Source organism: Nocardia sp. NPDC050713 (genome assembly GCF_040654315.1).
In the GTDB taxonomy this organism is placed as follows: Bacteria; Actinomycetota; Actinomycetes; order Mycobacteriales; family Mycobacteriaceae; genus Nocardia.
Genome location: NZ_JBFAHS010000004.1, coordinates 399795 through 419734, shown reverse-complemented (window position 1 = coordinate 419734; position 19940 = coordinate 399795). Strand labels below are relative to the sequence as shown.

General features: G+C 69.6%; 17 protein-coding genes. 9 read left to right on the top strand and 8 right to left on the bottom strand.

Features of this window, described 5'->3' with window-relative positions:
* Window positions 1-145 precede the first annotated feature (145 nt).
* Genes AB0H49_RS10885 through AB0H49_RS10875 form a run of 3 tightly spaced genes read left to right on the top strand, consistent with a single transcriptional unit; the run spans window position 146 to window position 2896 of the window.
* Complete coding sequence (locus tag AB0H49_RS10885; protein WP_355002892.1) at window positions 146-469, top strand: hypothetical protein; 324 nt, start codon at window positions 146-148, stop codon at window positions 467-469.
* Entirely contained in the window at window positions 466-1770 is a 1305-nt protein-coding gene (locus tag AB0H49_RS10880; RefSeq protein ID WP_357249850.1) for a hypothetical protein, read from the top strand. Before AB0H49_RS10885 ends, AB0H49_RS10880 begins: the two co-directional genes overlap by 4 nt.
* Window positions 1757-2896, top strand: a complete 1140-nt coding sequence (locus AB0H49_RS10875) for a hypothetical protein (RefSeq protein ID WP_357249847.1) — start codon at window positions 1757-1759, stop codon at window positions 2894-2896. The genes AB0H49_RS10880 and AB0H49_RS10875 overlap by 14 nt, the downstream gene beginning before the upstream one ends.
* Before the next feature lie 6 nt (window positions 2897-2902).
* Here AB0H49_RS10875 and AB0H49_RS10870 read toward each other — a convergent pair whose 3' ends face one another.
* Window positions 2903-3712, bottom strand: coding sequence for an APH(3'') family aminoglycoside O-phosphotransferase (locus AB0H49_RS10870; RefSeq protein ID WP_357249844.1), 810 nt, complete (start codon window positions 3710-3712; stop codon window positions 2903-2905).
* 10 nt (window positions 3713-3722) lie between these two features.
* Complete coding sequence (gene aztA, locus AB0H49_RS10865; RefSeq protein ID WP_357249841.1) at window positions 3723-4433, bottom strand: zinc ABC transporter ATP-binding protein AztA; 711 nt, start codon at window positions 4431-4433, stop codon at window positions 3723-3725.
* A gap of 39 nt (window positions 4434-4472) precedes the next feature.
* Between aztA and aztB the strand changes: the two genes are divergently transcribed.
* Genes aztB through aztD form a run of 3 tightly spaced genes read left to right on the top strand, consistent with a single transcriptional unit; the run spans window position 4473 to window position 8553 of the window.
* On the top strand, window positions 4473-6452 hold the full coding sequence (gene aztB, locus AB0H49_RS10860; RefSeq protein ID WP_357249838.1) for a zinc ABC transporter permease AztB: 1980 nt from the start codon (window positions 4473-4475) through the stop codon (window positions 6450-6452).
* On the top strand, window positions 6449-7360 hold the full coding sequence (gene aztC, locus AB0H49_RS10855; protein WP_357249835.1) for a zinc ABC transporter substrate-binding protein AztC: 912 nt from the start codon (window positions 6449-6451) through the stop codon (window positions 7358-7360). The genes aztB and aztC overlap by 4 nt, the downstream gene beginning before the upstream one ends.
* Window positions 7361-7392: 32 nt before the next feature.
* Window positions 7393-8553: a zinc metallochaperone AztD gene (gene aztD, locus AB0H49_RS10850; protein WP_357249832.1), complete on the top strand. Its 1161-nt coding sequence runs from the start codon at window positions 7393-7395 to the stop codon at window positions 8551-8553.
* A gap of 92 nt (window positions 8554-8645) precedes the next feature.
* Here the strand turns inward: aztD and AB0H49_RS10845 are convergent, their stop codons facing one another.
* Window positions 8646-9149 carry an ArsI/CadI family heavy metal resistance metalloenzyme gene (locus AB0H49_RS10845; RefSeq protein ID WP_355002884.1) on the bottom strand — a complete coding sequence of 168 codons (504 nt, stop codon included), beginning with the start codon at window positions 9147-9149 and terminating at the stop codon, window positions 8646-8648.
* Window positions 9150-9249: 100 nt separating this feature from the next.
* Here AB0H49_RS10845 and AB0H49_RS10840 point away from each other — a divergent pair, with 100 nt between their 5' ends.
* Entirely contained in the window at window positions 9250-9609 is a 360-nt protein-coding gene (locus AB0H49_RS10840) for an Rv2640c family ArsR-like transcriptional regulator (RefSeq protein ID WP_355002883.1), read from the top strand.
* Between the two features lie 182 nt (window positions 9610-9791).
* Complete coding sequence (locus AB0H49_RS10835) at window positions 9792-10118, top strand: CU044_2847 family protein (RefSeq protein WP_357249827.1); 327 nt, start codon at window positions 9792-9794, stop codon at window positions 10116-10118.
* Here the strand turns inward: AB0H49_RS10835 and AB0H49_RS10830 are convergent.
* From AB0H49_RS10830 to AB0H49_RS10810, 5 genes are all read right to left on the bottom strand, one after another.
* Window positions 10092-12092: a glycosyltransferase gene (locus AB0H49_RS10830; protein WP_357249824.1), complete on the bottom strand. Its 2001-nt coding sequence runs from the start codon at window positions 12090-12092 to the stop codon at window positions 10092-10094. The two genes, AB0H49_RS10835 and AB0H49_RS10830, sit on opposite strands and share 27 nt — an antisense overlap.
* Window positions 12092-15136, bottom strand: coding sequence for a trypsin-like peptidase domain-containing protein (locus tag AB0H49_RS10825; RefSeq protein WP_355002880.1), 3045 nt, complete (start codon window positions 15134-15136; stop codon window positions 12092-12094). Before AB0H49_RS10825 ends, AB0H49_RS10830 begins: the two co-directional genes overlap by 1 nt.
* Window positions 15133-16146 (bottom strand): glycosyltransferase, encoded by a 1014-nt coding sequence (locus AB0H49_RS10820; RefSeq protein ID WP_357249821.1) that lies wholly within the window; start codon window positions 16144-16146, stop codon window positions 15133-15135. The genes AB0H49_RS10825 and AB0H49_RS10820 overlap by 4 nt, the downstream gene beginning before the upstream one ends.
* A 115-nt stretch (window positions 16147-16261) precedes the next feature.
* Window positions 16262-17011: a hypothetical protein gene (locus AB0H49_RS10815; protein WP_357249818.1), complete on the bottom strand. Its 750-nt coding sequence runs from the start codon at window positions 17009-17011 to the stop codon at window positions 16262-16264.
* 381 nt (window positions 17012-17392) lie between these two features.
* The gene (locus tag AB0H49_RS10810; RefSeq protein WP_357249815.1) at window positions 17393-18394 is read right to left on the bottom strand and encodes a hypothetical protein; all 1002 of its coding nucleotides are present in this window, start codon (window positions 18392-18394) and stop codon (window positions 17393-17395) included.
* A 136-nt stretch (window positions 18395-18530) separates the two neighbouring features.
* Here AB0H49_RS10810 and AB0H49_RS10805 point away from each other — a divergent pair, with 136 nt between their 5' ends.
* On the top strand, window positions 18531-19940 hold the full coding sequence (locus AB0H49_RS10805) for an amidohydrolase family protein (protein WP_357250078.1): 1410 nt from the start codon (window positions 18531-18533) through the stop codon (window positions 19938-19940).

Below are 19940 nucleotides of genomic sequence, written 5' to 3'. Positions count from 1 at the left end.
TCGGTGATGGGCACACCCGCACGGCACGGCCAGGCGGTGCCGCCGGTGTTTCGTGGTGATCCGGCGCAGGTGTCGGACCCGGCCAGTAAGCTCGGCTCAACCGTGATGCGACAGCGAGAGTTTGGTTTTCCGTGAAGGGGGAACGATGGACACGCTGAAGCTCGACCCGGCGGCAATGGCCGCCTACACCGCGATAGCGGAGACCGTGGCGCAGCAGTTGGCGCAGGCCTCGGCCGCCGCGTCCGGTGCGGTGAACCCGCAGAAGCTCGACGCCGATCTCGGCATGGTCGGCGCGGAGTTCGTGGCGCGGTTCACCGCCGCGGTGTCCGAGCACACCCAGGCATTGTCCACCGCGGGCCAGCTGGTGGCCGCCTACGGTCAGGTGCTGCGCGGTTACGATGCCGCCATGCGGACCGGTGACGCGGAGACCGCGGCCGCTCTGGCGAAGACCGGGGAGGAGCTGGCATGAGGCGGCTCAGCGGTCTACGCCGACGGCGACCCACCGAGCAGACCAGCACCGACACGCTGCCGGTCGTCAGCAACGATCCGACCTCGGACCCGCCGATCGTCGCGGCGCTCGTGCAGCCGATGCTCTCGTTGCGCGCCACCCTCGGCACCGGCGTTACCCTGCCCGACCGCGCCATCACCGGCGCGCTGTCCGCGGCGTCCACGCACGCCGCCGATTCCGAAGGCCCGCACCGAGACGGTCTGTACGCGCTGGAGTCCACCTGGACCTCGCGCGGCGCGGACGCCGCCGTACCCGCGCTGCGCACCACCCAGACCGAGATCGGCGAGATCACCGATCGCGGCCCCGCCTACCTGTCGGTGCTCGGCGACGCCCAGGCCACCAGTGCACGCGCCGCGCGCCGGGTGGATCAGATCATCGCCGACTTCCGCCGGGACGCGCGGGTGATCCTCGGCAACGCGACCGCCGCGCCCGACACCGACGCGGTCATCGAGCGCGCGGCCCAGGCGCTGCGCGACGCGATCGCCACGGTCGGCACCGCGCGCACCGAGATGAACGACCACACCCGCCGTTTGGACGAGATGGGCCCGCTCACCGTCACACAGCCCGGCGGCATCGGTGGCACGAGTCAGCCGTCCATCGGCGGCACCGCCACGACCACGGTCCCCGGCACCACGGTGCAGGGCCAGCCGCTGGACCCGCAGCAGGCCGCCCAGCTGCACCTCCAGCAGCAGCTCATCTCGGCGGGCGTGCAGCTCGGGACCGCGGCCATCTCGGCGGGCGTCGACATCGGCACGCACCTCATCGACAAGATCGTCGAGGTCGGCACGCACGCCATGGACACCGTCGCCGCCTCGGCGGACAAGGCGATCGACAAGGCGATCCCGGAGCTGATCAACCCGGGCAGCACCACGAACGGCAACGGCGGCGGCACGTCCGGCACCCCGTCGAAGGTGATCGACTTCGGCGGCGGCTCGACGCCCTCGAATCCGGCGCAGAACTCGACCGGACCGAGCGCGAAGCCGGATGCGCCGAAGCCGGAGGCCAGGCCCGCCCCGCCCGCCTCGATCATCCCGCCCACGCCCGCGCCGCAGGACGCGCCGCCGCCCAAGCCGGCGCCGGAACCGACCGGGCCGCCCGGCACGCACGGCGGCGTCGCGATGCCGCCGCCGATCGGCGGCGATCAGGACCGCAGGCCGCGCGACGGCCAGCTCGGAGTCACGGTGCCCGCGGCCGCGATGATCCCCGAATCGGTCACCGTCCCAGCCGCCGTGATCGGCGACTTCGGCGATGACGCGCCCTGACCAGGGCCCGTCGAACAAGGAGCAGGGACAGCCGAATCCGTTCGACACGGGTCTGCCGATGTTGCGCTTGCCCGCGCCTCCCACAGGCAAGCGTCGACGGCGGCGGCCCGCGGGACGTCGACCCGGGTCGTCGTACAGCGCGCCGCTGCGCGCACCGGAGCCGCCGCGGATACCCGAGCCGCACGTATCCGAGCCACCGAGCGTTTCCGAACCGCCGCACGTATCCGGACTGCCGCTGGTTTCCGGATCGCCGCGCACACCGGAACAGGCCTACCCGCTGGAGCCGCCCGCCGCGCCGCCGGTACGGAAGCCGCAGCGCCGGATGGGCGAGTGGGCCGAATGGCTCGACCCGCCGACCCGCGCCGAGGAATTCCCCGAGCAGCCGACGGTCGAGATCCGGGTACCGGTAGACGACGAGCCGGAACCGGATCGCCGGACCGACGACAGCAACACGTTCGTGCCCGCGATCATCGACCGCACCGGCGGCAACCCCGGTCCCGCGCTGCGCCGTCCGCGCCCGCGTCCGCAGGAACAGCAACCCGAACGGGGCAACAGGATCATCGCTGTGCTGATCGTCCTCGGTCTGCTCGTCGGGATCGGCTCGATCGTCTGGGCGGTGTTGCCCAGCTCGGGAACGCGCACCGTGACGGCGCCGACCAGCTCCGTCCCCGCGGCCGACGACGCACCGGCGCCCGCGTCACCTACCCCGACGGGACCCGACTCCCCCACGGCGGTAGCGACTCCCGGGTGCGAACAGCGCCGCACCGGTGATGTCGTCTCGGGCACCGGCATCGGCGGCACCACCGACGGACCCTCGGCGATCCTCGCCTTCGAACGCGCCTACTACGTGCAACGTTCGGGTCCGGCGGCGCGCGCCGTCGTCGCCGCGGACGCGACGGTTCCGCCCGCCGAGCAGATCCAGCGCGGCATCGACCAGGTGCCGGTCGGGACCCGTTACTGCGTCCAGATCACCCGCACCGCCGTCGGCGCGGGAGATGGGCAGTCGCACTGGGAAGTCCGGCTCACCCAGCAGTATCCGGGTCAGCAGCCGAAGACCTTCACCCAGATCATCACCACCAAGACCGTCACCGGCCGCACCCTGATCACCGGCATCTCGATGGCCTGATTCGCCTCACCCCCAGGTGAGCGGGTCGAGGTGGAGATAGAAGCGCTGCCGGTCGGCGTCGAGGTCGATGCCGTAGCGCTCGGCGAAGCGCCGATCGGCGTCCAGGGCGCTTCGCTCGTCCGGCCACACTTCCCGTGAATTGGCAAGCAGCAGTGCTATGTCGACGTACGGATCGGCCACGCCGAGACGGCCGAGGTCGAGGAATCCCGTGACCGACAAGGTGTTCGGGTCGAGGACGATGTTCGGCAGACACAGATCCCCGTGGCACACCACGTATTCCGCGGCCTCCTGCGCGATCCGCACGTCCAGCTGAGCACGTAGCCGCGCCAAGAGGACCCGCGTCGGTATGGTCAGCTGTTCCTCGGGCAGGAATTCCGGATTCACCGCGTCGCGGGCAACCACGTCCTCGGCCTTGGCGAACATCTTCGTGACGTCGCGTTCGAACGGACAAGTGTCCGTGGGTATTTCGTGCAGCGTGCGCACGGTCTCGGTGATCGATGGCCAGGCGGCGGACAGCTCCTCGGCGGACACGCGGGCGGCGGGCACGCCGTGCACGGCCGTCGTCACCAGGCAGGCGGCCTCGCCGGTGCGTCGCCACAAGACCGGATGCGGCCCGGGAAGGCACTGGCCGCTGAACCACTCGACCCGGTCGCACTCCTCGCGCAGTTCGGTCACCAACTCCTCCGCGACGCATTTCGCGTACCGCGAGCCGTCGGCGGCGCGGAACACGGCGGCCCCGGACTCCCCACCCTCGACCGGCTCCCACTCGGTGTCGGCCGGGAGAACGGAGCGGAATCGAGTCAGCGCGTCGGACACTGTATCGACGTTAGCAGCGCGCTCGAGACGCGGAACCGAGCGCGAGGGCCGACACCGGATCGCCCTCGGCGAGCAGCCTGCCGTTCTCCAATAGCAGGCAATGGCCGCCGCGTAGCGCCTCGTCGCGCTGGTGGGTGGCGTGGACGACGGTGACGCCGCGGTTGGCGACGTCTTCGAGCAGATCCGTGATCCGTCGCCGCGCTTCGGTATCCAGCCCGGAGGTGGGCTCGTCGAGGAGCAGTAGGTCGGCCTCCTGGGCCAGCGCCTTCGCCAGCAGCGCCCGCTGTCGCTGCCCGCCGGAGAGTGTGTCGATGCGTCGGTCGGCCAGGTCGGCGATGTCCATGCGCGCCAGGCATTCCGCGACGACCGCGCGATCCGTTCGCCGCAGTCGCCGCCACGGTCCGCGGTGCGCCCACCGTCCCATGGCGACCGTCTCCCGCACCGTGATCGGCAGCGTCGCGGGCACCGCGCTGTGCTGCACGACGAACGCGGTCCGCCGGATGCCCGGTCGCTCGATGGTCCCCGCCAGCGGTTTCAGCACCCCGGCGAGCGCCGCGAGCAGCGTCGACTTGCCGGAGCCGTTGTGCCCCAGCACCACAGTGATCCGGCCCGCCGGGATGGTCGCGGTGACATCCGCCAGTGCGGCCCGGCCGCGGTAGCCCGCCGACAATCCGGCCAGTCGCAGGTCCGCTCGGTTCACACTGTGTCTCCCGTCACTCATTTTGAAATGATAACCGTTTTCATTCTATGGTGTCGCCTCATGGAGTGGTTGATCGCCCCGTTCGAGGTGTCGTTCGTGCAGCGGGCTCTCTGGGGCGGCTTGCTCGTCTCGTGCCTGTGCGCCATCGCCGGCACCTGGGTCGTGGTGCGCGGCATGGCTTTTCTGGCCGACGCGATGGCGCACGGTATGTTGCCCGGCATCGCGATCGCGGCACTGCTCGGCGGAAACCTGTTGGTGGGCGCGGCGTTCAGCGCGGGCGCGATGGCGCTCGGGGTGTCCGCGCTGACCAGGAACGCACGGCTCTCGGCCGACATCGGCATCGGACTGCTGTTCGTCGGCATGTTGTCGATCGGTGTCGTGATCGTCTCGCGGGCACAGTCTTTCGCCGTCGACCTGACCGGCTTCCTGTTCGGCGACGTGCTGGCGATCCGCGACCGGGATCTGGTCTACCTGGTCGTCGCACTGCTGGGTGCGGCCGCTGTCGCGGTGCTCGGCCACCGGGCGTTCGTGGCGCTGGCCTTCGATCCGCGCACCGCGCATACGCTCGGGCTGCGGCCGAAGGTCGCGCAGGTGGCCCTGGTCGGTCTCATCACGCTCGCCATCGTGGCCTCGTTCCACATAGTCGGCACGTTGCTGGTCTTCGGCTTGCTCATCGCACCGCCCGCCGCGGCGATGTTCTGGGCGCACCGGCTTCCGGTGATCATGGCCGTGGCCGCGCTGCTCGGTGCGCTGGCGACGGTGACCGGACTGCTGATCTCCTGGCACCTCGGTACGGCGGCGGGGGCAACCATCGCCGCCGTCGCGGTGGCGCTGTTCTTCGTGTCCGCGTCGTTCTCCGCGTTGCGGAGTCGAATCCGATTCTCGGGCAGAAAGTTCGGGCCTTTGGCGCTGGTAGCCGTGCTGCCGTTGGTCGGTTGTGGCGCCGATCGGGTTGCCGACGACGCCGAATCGGCGCCGCACGGCTACGTCGAGGGCGCGGAGGAGGCCGCGGAACCGCAGCCGCGACTCGTTCTGGCGGACAGGGAGTCCGGCGCGGTGCGAGTGCTGGACCTGCTCTCGGAGCGGGTCACCGATCTCGCGCCCGCCGCGGGCGTCACCCGCGTAGCGGCCGACGGTCGCTACGCGTATCTGGCCACGCCGGAGGGGATTCGAATCGTCGACACCGGTGCCTGGCTGGTGGATCACGGTGACCACGTGCATTACTACAAGGCGCCCATCCGAGACGTCGGCGTGTACTCCGCCGGGCCGGTGATCGCCGCGGCCGCGGACCCGTCGGTGGCCGCGCTCGTGCTCGACAGCGGCGACACCGCGCTGCTGGACCGCGCCGCGCTGGACGCGGGCTCGGTACCCGACCGCGGCGCGCACGCGGGCGGCCTGGCCGTGCCGTCGGGGGAACACACGGTGGTGACCCGCCGGACCGATGGCCGGGTGGAGGTTCGCGGACGTGACGGTGCGGTGGTCGCCGCGGTCGCGGAGCCGTGCCCGGAACCGCGCGGCACGGCGCAGACCCGGATCGGCGTCGTCTTCGGTTGTGCCGACGGCGCTTTGGTGGTGAACGTCCGGGAGGGAAGCGCCACCGCGACCAAGATCGCGTACCCGCGTCCGGTTCCCCAGACCGAGCGCGCTGTCGAATTCCGGCACCGCCCCGGCAGCGCCACCCTGGCGGCCAGGGCGGGAGAGCGCGGGACGTGGCTGCTCGACGCCCGCCGCAAGACATGGACTTTCGTCGAGACCGGGCCGGTGCTCGCGACGAACACGGCGGGGGAGGGCGCGCCGCTGCTCACGTTGTCCGCCGACGGCGTGCTGCACGCCTACGACCCCGCGACGGGTACCGAACGCACCCGCAAGCAGCTCGTCGCGCCCGGCTCCGCCGCGGACATCGTGGTCGATTCGAGCCGCGCCTACGTCAACGATCCCGGCGGACGAAAAGTATGGGAGATCGACTACTCGGACTTGCGGATAGCTCGCACCTTCGCGCTCGACATCGCCCCCGCGCTGATGGCGGAGGCGGGCGAATGAGGGCGTCGGCTCACCTTGGGATGCTCCTTGCCGCGGTGCTCGTGCTCGCCGGATGCGTGTCCTCGGGTGCCGAGCGCCGCGAGATCATGGTGACCACGAACATCCTCGGCGATCTGACCGAGGCGATCGTCGGCGACGCCGCCGAGGTGGCGGTGCTCATGCGGCCCGACGCCGACCCGCACTACTTCGCGATCTCGGCGCAGCAGGCCGCGCGGCTGGAGCGGGCCGGGCTCATCGTGCACAACGGTCTCGGGCTGGAGGAAGGCGTGCAGCGCCACGTCGACGCCGCCGCGCACGCCGGTGTCGCGACGGTGGCGGTCGGCGACCAGATCGATCCGTTGCGCTATCGCCCCGAGGTCGGCGCCGACCGCCCCGACCCGCACTTCTGGACCGATCCGCTGCGCGTCCGCCGCGCCGTCGAGATCATCCGCGACGAGGTGATCGCGCACGTCGCGGGCGTGGACGCCGCGGCGATCCGCGCGCGGGCCGAGCGCTACCTCGGCGAACTCGATCGGCTCGACCGGTGGATGACCGAGCGGTTCGCCGCCATCCCGGCCGAACGGCGCAAGCTGGTCACGAACCATCACGTATTCGGTTATCTCGCAGAGCGTTACGGCTTCCAGGTGATCGGCGCCGTGATTCCGGGCGGCACCACGCTCGCCTCCCCGAGCCCGTCGGATCTGGCCGGACTCGCCGAAGCCGTGCGCGGCGCGGGAGTCGGCGCGATCTTCGCCGACTCCGCCCAGCCCGACCGACTCGCCCGCGTACTCGCCGAACAGGCCGGGGTGCACGTCCGAGTCGTCCCGCTGTACTCCGAATCGCTCACCGGGCCGGGCGGCGGCGCGGAGACCTACCTGGAGATGATGCGCGCCAACACCGAGGCGATCACCCGCGGACTGGCCCCATGAACGCAGAGTTGGAACGAAAAAGGGAGCACCACATGCACTTTCGGCCACGGAACGGCACCGCGCTCGCGCTGTCCGGTCTGCTCACCGCGGCGCTCGCGCTGGCCGGATGCGGCTCGGACCAGGACGAGCCCGCGGGCAAGCGGATCGCCGAGCCCATCGCGGTCACCTACGACGGCGGCATCCACGTGCTCGACGGCGCGACACTCGAATTGCGCGGCAGCACAGCGCTCGACGGCTTCAACCGCCTCAACCCGGCGGGCGACGACCGGCATCTGATGGTGTCGCACAAAGACGGGTTCCGCGTCTACGACGCCGTCGCGGCCGAGTTCACCGAGATCGAATTTTCCGGCGCCGAACCGGGTCACGTGGTCCAGCACGCCGGGCGGACGGTGCTGTTCGCCGACGGTACCGGCGAAGTCACCTCCTTCGACCCGGCGCGCTTGGCCGACGGAAAGCCCGCCACCGAGGTCTACAAGTCGGCCGCGCCGCACCACGGCGTCGCCATCGAGCTGGCCGACGGGTCGCTGGTCGTCACGCTCGGCACCGAGGAGAAGCGCACCGGTATCGCGGTGCTCGACGCCCAGCGCAAGGAGATCGCCCGCAACGAGGACTGCCCCGGCGTGCACGGCGAGGCAACCGCCGCGGGCGACACCGTGGTCGTCGGCTGCCAGACCGGCGCGCTGGTCTACCGCGGCGGCGTCATCACCAAGGTGGCGAGCCCGACACCCTACGGCCGCATCGGCAACCAGGCGGGCAGCCCGGAATCGACCATCGTGCTCGGCGACTACAAGAAGGACAAGGACGCGGAACTCGAACGGCCGCAGCAGGTCTCGCTGATCGACACGGCCGCCGGCACCCTGCGCCTGGTCGAGATCGGCACCAGCTACACATTCCGTTCGCTCGGCCGCGGCCCGCAGGGCGAGGCGTTGGTGCTCGGCACCGACGGCCGCATCCACGTCATCGATCCGGTCGCGGGCACGGTCACCCGCACCATCCCGGTCATCGACTCCTGGCAGGAGCCGTTGAAGTGGCAGCAGGCCCGCCCGGCCCTGTTCGTCCGCGGCGGCGTCGCCTACGTCTCCGATCCCGCCACCAAGAAGGTGCACCGCGTCGACCTCGCCACGGGCGCGGTCACCGCGTCGGCCACCCTGCCGGACAGCCCGAATGAGTTGAGCGGCGTGCTGGCGCACTGAGCCGTACTCGCGGCAGCGTCGTGGGCGCGAGTGCGCGGTAAGGCCCGGATTCCGGCCGTCATGAGGGGAGGCCGGATCCGGGCAACGCAGGGTCATCCGCAGCAGGCGGCGCCCGACGCGACGGCATCCCGCTTGGCGGACGTGCCGCAGCACGCGCCCTCGGCGACCGCCTCCTCGGTGGTGCCGCAGCACGGTTCCTCGCTCGCGGATCGCGGTGCGGCGCCGAAGGTTTCGCTGTCCGCGAGCACCGTGTAGACCTCCCACCGTTCGGTGTCCGGCGCGGTCACCCAGACCTTGTCCTGGGTGGCGAAACAACACGTCGTCGCCATCTCCTCCTCGGTGAACACGCCCGCGTCCGAGAGTCGCGCGATCTCGGCGTGCACTCGCTCCGAGGATTCCACCTCGACGCCGAGGTGGTTGACGCTGCCGCCGTGGCCGGGGTTCTCCAGGAGCACCAATTTCAGCGGGGGCTCGGCGATAGCGAAGTTCGCGTAACCGGGCTTGCGCTTGGCGGGCTCGGTGGCGAACAGGGTCGAGTAGAACGTCACCGCCCGATCGAGATCGTCGACGTTGAGGGCGAGTTGGATGCGAGACATGACGGACACCTCCACTTGTGAGACATATATCGAAGAACTTCCGACCTGAAGTCTCGTCCCCTTTTCGACATATGTCAACAAGGTGCGTAGGATTGGTCGCATGCCGAAGGCTCTGCCCGTGATCGATATGTCCGCTCCCGTCTGCTGCGCACCTGTCGCCGCGGGGCCGATCGACGACGCTGCCGCGCTGGAGGTGGCTCTGCGGCTCAAGGCGATCGCGGACCCGGTGCGGGTCAAACTGATGTCGCTGCTGCTGACCACCACGGCGGGCGAGCGGAACACCGGCGACCTCGCCGCCGTCGTCGGCCTCGCCGAATCCACCGTCAGCCACCACCTCGGCCAGCTGAAGAAGGCGGGCCTCATCGAATCCGAACGCCGCGGCATGAACATCTACCACCGCGCGCGGCGAGAGGCGCTGTCGGCGCTGTGCGTCGTACTGGACCCGAACTGCTGCACGTAGTCGCGGTCGGCGACCGTCTTCGACGCGTTCATGCGTTCAGCGCGGGCGTCCTACTCTGCGTGCGGCGGTCGTGGTGGAGAACGGCGAGCCAGCCGGTTGTCATCGCGCCGACCACCGAGCAAGCCGCACGGTCGTGTCCGCATCGGCTGCGGGCGAAACAACGGGCGGCGATACTTGTCGGCATGACTGACAACGGCGATATTCGCGTCGAGATCGTGCCGCCGCCTGGATACGCGGGGGATCTCGGTCCCTCCGATCTGGTGGACAAGTTCGGTGATCGGGTGGGAGAACTGGGGGAGGCGTTGGCGGGTATCGCGTCTCGACTGCGCGAGAGCCTCGCGAGTCAGCTCGACGAGCCGTCCGAGGGCGGATGGCAGTTGTCCGAAGCGAGCCTGCAGTTCTCGCTGAACTTGGAATCCGAGGTCGGTGTCATCATCTCGAGGGCGAAGGCGGGCAGCACCTTTCAGGCGAGTCTGACCTGGTCACGGCGCGACAACGCCGTCGGGTAACCGGTCTGCCGGGTGCTGCTCGCGCTGCAGCATGACCGAAGTGCTCGGCTCATAACCCGTTTTCCACATGTCGACCAGGATCAGCAGTAGTGCGGTGAGTCGCGCGGGCGTGAGTGCGCCCGCGTGCTTGCTCACCAGGTATTGAACGAGTTCGTTGCGCATCCCGTTGCTGTGCTGGAACGACATGGATTCGGCGTGGCGTCGGTAGAGCTGGCCGACGATGGGTAGGACATCGGACGCGTAGCCGGAAAGATCCATGCGCAGTTGTAGCTCCCAGTCTTCGAACGCCGGCAGGTTCTCGTCGTAGCCGCCGACCTCATCGAGTGCCCGCTTGCGATAGAGCACCATGGATTTGAGGTGCGTGTGCAGGACGAGGTTGAGCTCGGGAACCATGCCCGCCGGGACGTAGACGAGGTCGAGGAGTCCCGAGTAGCGGACATAGCCACCCACGTAGCCGAGTGTGTCATCGCTCCGCATGGCGGCGACGGCGGCGGACAGGAAGCCGGGACGTATCCGGTCGTCGGCGTCCAAGACGAGCACGAGATCACCTCGGCTGCTGCGGATTCCGGTGTTCCTAGCGGCCGAGAGGCCTCGATTCGGCTGCCGGATCTTCGTCACGCCGGACATGTCGTCCAGCACCGCGGCGGTCTCCGGGTCGGTCGATCCGTCGTCGACTACGACGATTTCCACATCCGCATAACCGGATTCGCGTACCGACGCCACCGCCGCGGGCAGAAATCGGCCATAGTTGTACAGCGGAATGACCACGGAGACCAGCCCGGTCGGCGTCGGCAATCGTGCTGGCGGCGACGCCGAGTGATAAGCGGCGGTGAGACTTTCCGCGATCTGAGCGCAGGCGTGATCGGTGCGGACGGCCGCGCGTGCGGCAGATCCGAGTCGTGCGGCGGCCTCCGCGTCCAGCATCGCGTCGATGATCGCCGCGGCGAGCGCGTCGGCATCGCGGACGGCGACGATACGTCCGGTTCGGTCGTCGTCGACGAAACCCACGCCGACACTGTCGTCGGGAACGATGAGAGGGCAGCCGACGCTCATGGCCCACAACGCATCTGCCGGTGTACTCGCGGAACCCGCGGCCAGCACGCAGAGCATCGCTGATTGTTCCCGAACGGCGTCCGGGTGCATCGGCCCGGCGAAGGTCACGGCCCGGCGCAACTCCGCCGACAGGCGGGCATGGGTGTGCCGCCAATAGGACCTACCGACCGGATCGGTAGGGGTATCGCTGCCACGTAACACCAAGCGCGCGTCGGGTATTCGCGCCACAACGAGCTCCATTGCCCGCATCATCGTATCGATACCCGCTCCAGGGCAGAGTGTTCCGAGCCAGAGAATCGTGCCCGAGGCCCGCCAAGCGATACGGCGGTTCCCCGGATCGAGATCCGGCAGGGCAGGCGGGTACGCCCGGACCCGGCCACCGTGGTCGGTGTCGAGCCGGGTCGCGTTGCCGCCGCAGGTCAACACGAGATCCGCGTGCCGCCGCGTGTACCGCTCGGCGAACGTGGTCAGTTCCCTGTGGAATGTCGCTGGTCGCTGAACCTGGGGACCGTCGCTCGCGCTCGCCCAGGGGTGTCGCGACACCACGATGCGGCTGGTGTGGAACTGTCCGAGGAGCCGATGGGCGCGCAGCACCGTCAGCCCCTCACCACCGGCGTCGAGAAAGTCGATCACATCGAGCGGCGAACCCTCGTGGAGCAGCCGTAGCGTGTCGTACACCCGATCCGCGTAGGACTGCTCGTCGGTGAAATACCAATGCCCTTCTCGCTCCGGCAGCGTCGGTTGCCAGTGCAGCCCAACGATATTCCGCAGCATTCGCGTCCACGGCGCCGCGAGCCGTTCGCTGATCAGGTGTACCTCGTGGCCGTGCCGCGCCATGGCGGCGGCCACGGCGAAGACGTGGGCGTCCGGACCCGTCATCGTGCCGATGGCGAGGTCACGGCATACGTATGCGATACGCATTATCCCCCCTTCGCGACCGCGTCGTCCAGGATCGGACGCAGCCAGACCGGGAAGTACCCGGGACCGGCTCGGTCGATCAACAACTCCGCGATGCGTCGTACTTCCGTCCAATCGGATGCCGATTCGTCGTCCGATCGCAGCGTGGCGAGCCACCGTCGCGTCCGCAGCAGCCAGGGTTGGTCGTCGAGTTCCTCGAACATCGCCGCGGCCGAGGTGAATCCGGACAACGCTTCGTCCGCGTTCCCGGCGCGGAGCCGGGTCAGCGCCGTGCCGTACCGCAGTCTCGCCTTCATGCGGTCCTCGCCGGTCGCGTCGTACATCTCGTTCGCACGCGCGTATTCCGCCAGTGCGGCGGGAAAGTCGCCGAGCGCACGCAACGCGCTGCCCCGCGTGCGCCACACCTGCGCGCGGCCGAGATCGTCGTCGCTGTCGTCGAAGATGCGTTCGCATGCGGGCAGGGCCGCGAGCACCTCCGGCCACCGCCGCTGATGCCCGAGCAAGCGCGCCTTGAACAGGTCGACGATCCCGGTCCACCTGGCGTCGCCGGCCTTCACGCACAGCGGCCTCGCCTCGTCCAGGTCGGCTGCGGCCTCGGTGAGGCGGCCCAGCTGCAGATGCAGCACCGATCGGGTGTGCAGTCCGCGTCCGCAGGCGGAATTGTCGTCATGAGCACGGAAAATCGGCAGGCACAGTCGAAGATTGGCGTCGGCGGCGGCCAGCCAGCCCTGGTCCCGGAGGACGACGGCGTAGTTCTGTCGAGTGGAGGCGAGCACCAGTTCGTCGTCTCCGCCGGTGAAGAGGTCTATGCACTGCTCGAGCAGCGGCTTGGCCACGGCCAGCCTGCCTCGGTCTCGTTCGACCACGGCGAGGCTGAGTGTGGCGCGTGCCTGACGATCGGACATCCCCAGTTCGGTGTAACGGTCGATGACGTCGTGTAGCCCCGCGACCGCTTCCGCGTAGGCGCCTTTGCCCATGTAGTAGCCGGTGTAGGAGTAGAGGACCCCGGTCTCGGCCACGGTATCGGCGGCCGCGCGGCTGGCGCGGAGAGCCAGATCCTTCATTTCCAGCGATTCCTCGCCGTGGCGCTGCGCGACGAACAGACCGTTCAGCACGTCGACGAGACCCCAGACGTAGGGCCACAGTTCATCGTCGTAAGCCTGGCGTGCGGCGGCGACCAACCCGGGACGCTCATCGGCGAACCACTCCGCGGCACTGATGCTCCGGGTCGACGAGAGTATCTCGGCGGGCGGACGCCACACGATCGGCACGGACTCGGCGAGAAAGAGATCCTTGCCCGGCCCGAGTGACGCCATCGCCTCGAGCAGTAGCGTCAGGTATCCGCTGAACAGCCGGCTTCTGCCCTGCGACCGTTCGTGATCGGAAAGGCGCTCGGCCGCTTTCTCGCTCGCGTACACCCGTAACAGGTCGTGGCAGCGGAATCGGTGACCACCGGTGAGATCCAATCGGGCGAAGGCGACCAGTTGCGCGTCGACGAGTTCGTCGAGCAGTTCCTCCGCGTCGAACAACGGAATGTCCAGCAAACCGGCGAGCGTCCAGGCGGGAAAGTCGGGAGCGCGAATCGCGCCGAGCGCCGCGAACGCGGTCGCGAGTTCGGTATCGAGCGCTGTGTAGCTGCTGTCGAAGCTCGCGCGCACCGCGAGATCGTCGACAGCCAGTACCGACAATCGGCGGCGCTCGTCGGCCAGCCGGCCGGCGAGGTGCGCGATGGTCCAATGCGGACGGGATCGCAGCTGAGCCGCGGCGATTCGGATCGCCAGCGGCAGATTGCCGCACAGACGCGCGACCTCCTCGATGCCCGCGCGATCGGTGGCCCGACGATCGGCGCCGAGCATCGCCGCGAGCAGATCGGTTGCGTCCTCGGGAGACAGCGTGCCCAGCGGCACTGTGATCGCATCGTCTATGGCTCCCATCGGCCGCCGCGATGTGACGAGGACGCGGCAGCTCGATGTGTGCGGAAGCAGCGCTCGCACCTGCGCCGCGGAACTCGCGTTGTCGAGGACGATCAGGGCTCGCTTGCCGGACAGCAGGTTTCGGTATTGCTCGGTGCGCGCTTCCACGGTGCCCGCCACCGCGTCGGCGGGCAAGCCGAGCGCGACGAGTAGTCGTTCGAGCGCATCGGCGACGGCGATCGGTCGTTGATCCGCACCGCGCAAGTCGATGTGCAGGCGGGCGTCCGGAACCGCGTCGGCGACGAGATGGGCGATGTGGATGGCGAGCGCGGACTTGCCGACCCCGGGTTGGCCATGGATGGCGACGATCGGCGCGGCGCCCGGCGCGGTCAGCGCGGCGACCAGTTCTTCGGTCTCCGCGCTGCGTCCGGTGAATTCGCGCCGGTCCGGCGGTAGAGCCGTCTGACGGCCCGCGGCCGACGCGCCGATGACCAGGCCGGGTACGGCGACTCCCGTGGCGTCCAGTACCGGTGCCGCGCCGACGGAGTCGAGCAACGCCCGGATCGCCGCGAGTGGACAGGCGAACACGATGCCGCCGACACCGCGCTCGGGCGCGTCCGGATTCGGCGGGTTGTACCTGATCAGTCCGATCACGCCGGGGGCACTGCCCGCGAATACCGGCGATCCGGAGAAGCCGCCGAGGGCGAGGCCGCCGACCGCCTGTTCGGCGTAGAGCTGAATCGCCGGTACGCCACGCAATTGCCCGTCCACCGCGGTGATCGTCCCGGACACAGTGACGCGGCCCAGATCGGACAGGCTGGCCGGAAAACCCGTCGCACGCCAGAATCGTGCGGTCACCTGGGTCGCCAACGGGAGCGGATCGATGAGATCCGGCCTGGCCTCGTCGAGCCGGAGGACGGCGCAGTCGGCGGCTGGATCACCCGCGGCGAATCGTGCGGTGAGGGCGGTATCGCCGATATTCCACACGGTCTGCGGGAAATGTATTTCGCCGGTCCGGCGATCGCCGACGCAGTGAAAGGCCGTCACCAATGTCGAGTGGTCGACGGCGAACGCCGTGCCGAGAAACCGCTCCCGCGGTCCCGCGCTCAGCAGTCGTCCCACCGACTCGCTCATGCCGCCCCCGCCAGTGCGCGAAAATGTCGAACCGGGTCGAACCGGGCGAGCCCCAGTTCTCGCACCGATGCGGCCTTCAGGGTGGCGGCCTCCTCGATCGCATTCGCGAGAACCGCCGCCGCTGTCGCGTCGCACGCGCCGGGATCCACGGCGGCGATACGGCCGGAGGAGTCACACAACGCGGCTTCGGCGCACGTCCCGCCGCGCCAGGCGAGTGCGGCGACCGGCGTACCCGCACGTAATGATTCACCGAATACCGCCGCGCCGGCCTCGACATAGTCGCGGGCGCAGGTATAGACGAACACCCGGCCCTCGCGGAACGCTGCCGTTTTCGCGGCGCCGCCGAGTTCACCGACGAATTCGACGTGCTCGGCGGCGAACAGTTCCCGGTGTTGCCGGACGTAGGATTCGTCGAATACGGGCCCGGCGATGCGTATTCGCCTGCCGAGCAGGCGTGCGGCCAGAATCGCAAGGTGCGGTGCTTTCACGGGCTCGATGCGGCCCACCCAGACCAGATCGGAGCCGTCGACGGCCGACGGCTCGTCTGCCTCCAGATCGAGGTGCACCGCCAATTCCGCCCGTGGACGCTGTCCCGCGTAGCGCACCATCATTTCCGGCGAATAGCAGTACAACCGTGATCGGCGACCGTCGAACGTGCCGTCGGGCTGCGGTTTGTCGGCGCCGTGCTGAAATGCCACCACGGCACAATCCAGTGTTTCCCACGTGTGCCGCCACGTGGGCATGGCCGGGTATTCGTGCCATGCCACGAGCAGGTCGTATCCCGTGGCGCGCAATTCGGCTCGGCCTGGGCCGCCGAGCATTTCGAGTCGGGTCGGCCGAACGGTCCAGTCGTCCGCGAGTTCGCCGCGCCACTGCGGGCCGATCAGATGCACCGTGGCCCCCGCGCGGCGCGCCCCGACCGCCGCCGCCCACAGCCAGCGTTCGATGCCCGCATAGCCGGTCGGCGGAAATGCGTACTTGCTCGGAAAATCGCAGACGCCGACCAGCATGCGACCAAGATTAGTTCACGGGCGGGTCCGGGCAAGCCGGATCGGCGTGAAACCTGTAGCGCGAGAAACGATCTGCGCGGGACCGTGGGCCGGTAGTTCGTCGGGTCGCCTCGGCTCAAGGCAGCCAGGTGATCCGGCCGCCTTGGAAGTCTTGGGCTTTGCCACCTTCGTAGTCGTACTCCTCGCCGGTGGGGTAGCCGTAGCGGCCGTTCTCCGCGCCCGCGCGGACCCAGTCGTCGCGGATGGCGCCCCAGACGGCGTGCGCGCCGGTGCGCGGGGACCAGTAGACGGCGCCGCCGGTGAAGAGGTTGTAGCGGCCGTTGCCCGCGGAGGTGGCTTCGTCGGTGATGGGGAAGCCGAGGGCGCCGCTTTCCCAGCCGAGCGCGCCCCACTTGTCGCGGATGGCGCCGCCGACCTGATGGGAGTCGGTGCCGAGCGACCAGTAGATGGATCCGCCTTGGAAGTGGTTGAAGCGGCCGGGCCCGCCGGGCGTGGCGAGTTCCCCGGTGACGGGGTAGCCGAGCACGCCGTTCTCCGAGCCGAGCGCGCCCCACTTCTTCCGGATCGAGCCGCCGACCCCGTGCGCGCCGACCTCGGGATGCCAGTAGATGGCGACATCGCGCTCGAAGGTCTGGTAGCGGCCGCCGCGACCGGCGTCGAGTTCGGGGGAGACCGGGTCGCCGAAGACGGCGGGCCCGCCCGCTTGGTCGTATTCGACCTCGATGGCGCCCCCGACATCGAAGGCGCCGATCGGGCGCGCGGTGGCGGCGCCGATGCCGGCGGTGAGCGCGACCGCCAGCGCGGCGGTGACGAGCGCGACGCGACGGGAAGCGGACGGGCGGGTGATGCGACGTTGCCGAGCCAAGTGAACTCCCTGACAGGTGGGTACCGGATGGCGGACCGGGAGCGCGACGCGCCCGGCGCTGACGTGCGAAGACAGCCTACTGGGCGGCGCGGGACCAGATCCGTCCCCGGCCTGCGCACGGCCGGAGAAGTGACGGCACACGCGGCACCGGACCGCCGGTGCCGGTGTGGTCATCGACACGAGGTCCATCGGCGATCCGCGCTCGGTCGTTAGCGGACTGCGCGATCTCGTCCGCTTCGTCCTGTTCCGGTCGACAACGCCTCGGCGGTCACGGCTCGCACGGGCACCTCGTCCGATTCTCGTATTCGACACTTCGACACTTCGACGGTCGTGGTACACGTCGGAGCTTGGCCGAGTCCCGGTGGGAATCCGCGCCGAGGCTTACGTGGTGGTGACGGTCAGGATGTCCTCGATCGGCAAACGCGGCGTCGGCGGCATGGGATCGGGCTCCGGCGCGGAGCCGACCCGGACGACGACCTGGGGTCGCAGGTGGTGGGGTAGCAGTCCGGCGATCACGCGGCGCGCCGCGGGCAGCTCGGTGATGTGGGTGAGCGGGCAGGTCGAGAGTCCGGCGCCGGTGCATTCCAGAAGCACCGCCGACAGCGCCTCGCCGGTCCGCAACCAGTGCGCGGGCGAGTCCTCGGCCGAGCTCAGCGTCAGCAGCCGGGCCCGATCCTCGGGCGTCGCGCGGCGGGTGGTCCCCGGCGCGGTGGGGAAGTCGCGGCGCACGGGCACGCGTCCGGCCTCGGCCGCGGTGGCGAGCGCGGTCGGCGGAATTCCTTCGGGAAGGTCGAAATGACCGGTCCACCAGCGCAATTCGCTCTGATACGGTTTGTCGTAGCGGCGCAGCGCCTCGGCCTGATCAGAGGCGGCGGCGAGCCGCTCGCGCACCGAGCCGGGCAGATCGTCGAGGGTGACCTCGCACGTTCGCGCCACTTCGGTGACGCCGGGCAGCAGCGCGTCCCAGCCCTCGGGTTCGTCCATCGGGAGCCGGTCGGAGTACCTGCGACCGATGACCTTGGCCTGCGTGCGAATGCGTTCGGGCGGGTCGGGCCAAGGCCGGAAGGCCAGCGCGGCCAGATAACGCGGCCGCGCTGGATCGGGCAGGCGCACGACGTCGGTGTGCCAGCCGTTCGCGGCGAAGGCGGTCCTGGTGTGGTGCAGCATGGCGCCGCAGCTGATCACCTGCTGGCGACCGTCCGGGTCGGCCATCGGCAGCGACCGATCGGGATCGCTGTGCAGGTGCAGCCGCTTGCCGTCGAAGATCAGGCGCCAAGGCTGGGAGTTGTGCAGGGAGGGAGCGCGGCGAGCGATCTGCAGCGCGGCGGCGACGGCCGATGCGTCGGGAACTGCAGATCCGGCACGAGCGTTTTCTGCGGTCATGCCTATCGAGTATGGCACGAGGTGACCGGCGGTTTGCGGAGCCGTTGCGGTAGGCGGTGAACAGCGACTGAGCCGCAGGTAGGCGCGCCTTTTCCGGGAATCGCCGATATGGCGCCGTCCGCTGTGTTGTGCTCGACTGGTGAGCCAAGTGCACTTGGGGCACATCTTTCACGTCGCCGGGCGCCCCACCGTCCAGAACGCGGCGGACGCGCTGGTCTCCGTGCCGGACGGCGCGTTGGTCGTCGGTGACGACGGTCGGATCGCCTACTGCGGCGGCCGCGACGAGATTCCCGCCGAATTTCGCGGTGCGGACGAATTCGACCACCGCCCAGGCTTCTTGCTTCCCGGTTTCGTCGACGCGCACATCCACTTCCCGCAAACCTTCGCCGGTGACGCCTACGGTGGCGGCCAGCTGCTCGAATGGCTGACGCTGTGCATGTATCCCGCGGAATCTCGGCTCGCCGATCCGATGTACGCACAGCGGGCGGCCGTCGAATTCTGTGCCAGGCGCATCGCCGTGGGCACCACCGCCGCGATGGTGTTCGGGTCGGCCTTCCCGCACGCGCAGGACGCGCTGTTCAGCGAGACGCGCCGCCGGGGGCTGCGCATGGTCGGTGGTCGCGGTATTCAGACCACGGGGGAGGAGGAGTCGGTCGCACCGCTGTTGACCTCCGAGGACGAGGCGATCCAGTTGACCAAGGCGGAGATCGACACCTGGCACGCCGCCGACACCGGCGACGTCGACACCGCTTTGCTGCACGTGGCGATCGTGCCCCGCTTCTCGCTGTCGGTGACCCGCGAGACGCTGCACAACCTCGGTGAGCTCTACGACTCGGTGCGCGGTCGCGGCGTCTATTTCCACAGCCACCTGAACGAGAACAACCGTCCCGGCACCGGCGAGGTGGACAGCACCAAGCAGGCGTACCAAGTGGATTCGTACCTCGACACCTACGACGGCAAGTTCCTGCCCGGCTCGCAGGTCGGCGGCAAGAGCCTGCTCGGCAGGCGCAGCATCCTCGCGCACTGCGTGCACTGTCAGGACGCGGAACTGCGGCGGCTGAAGCAGACCGGCAGTTCGATCGCGCACTGTCCGGTGTCCCAGCAGTTCCTCGGCTCGGGGACGATGCCATGGAAGCGGACGATCGCCTCCGGCGTCACGGTGGCGGCGGGCACCGACTACGGCGGCGGCGACGAATGGTCGATTCCGCGGGTGCTCGCGGCGGCGTTCAAGGTGCACATCTCCGAATCGGGCGCGGACGGTGTGTCGATGCATCCGGCCGAGATGTTGTTCACCGGAACGCTGGCCGGTGCGCGGGCCCTCGACATGGAGAACCGCTTCGGGAACTTCGATCTCGGCAAGGAAGCCGACTTCGTCGTGGTCGACCCGGCGCGCAAACAGGCGCTGGAAAGCGCACTGGCGCAAGGGATCCGGTCCGACGACCCGGTCCTGGCGCGCGATCAGACGCTGTTCGCGTTGCTGATGGGAATGGGCGAGGCGGCGGTCGCGCAGGTCTACGTCCAGGGTCGCCGCATCGACGACCGTTAG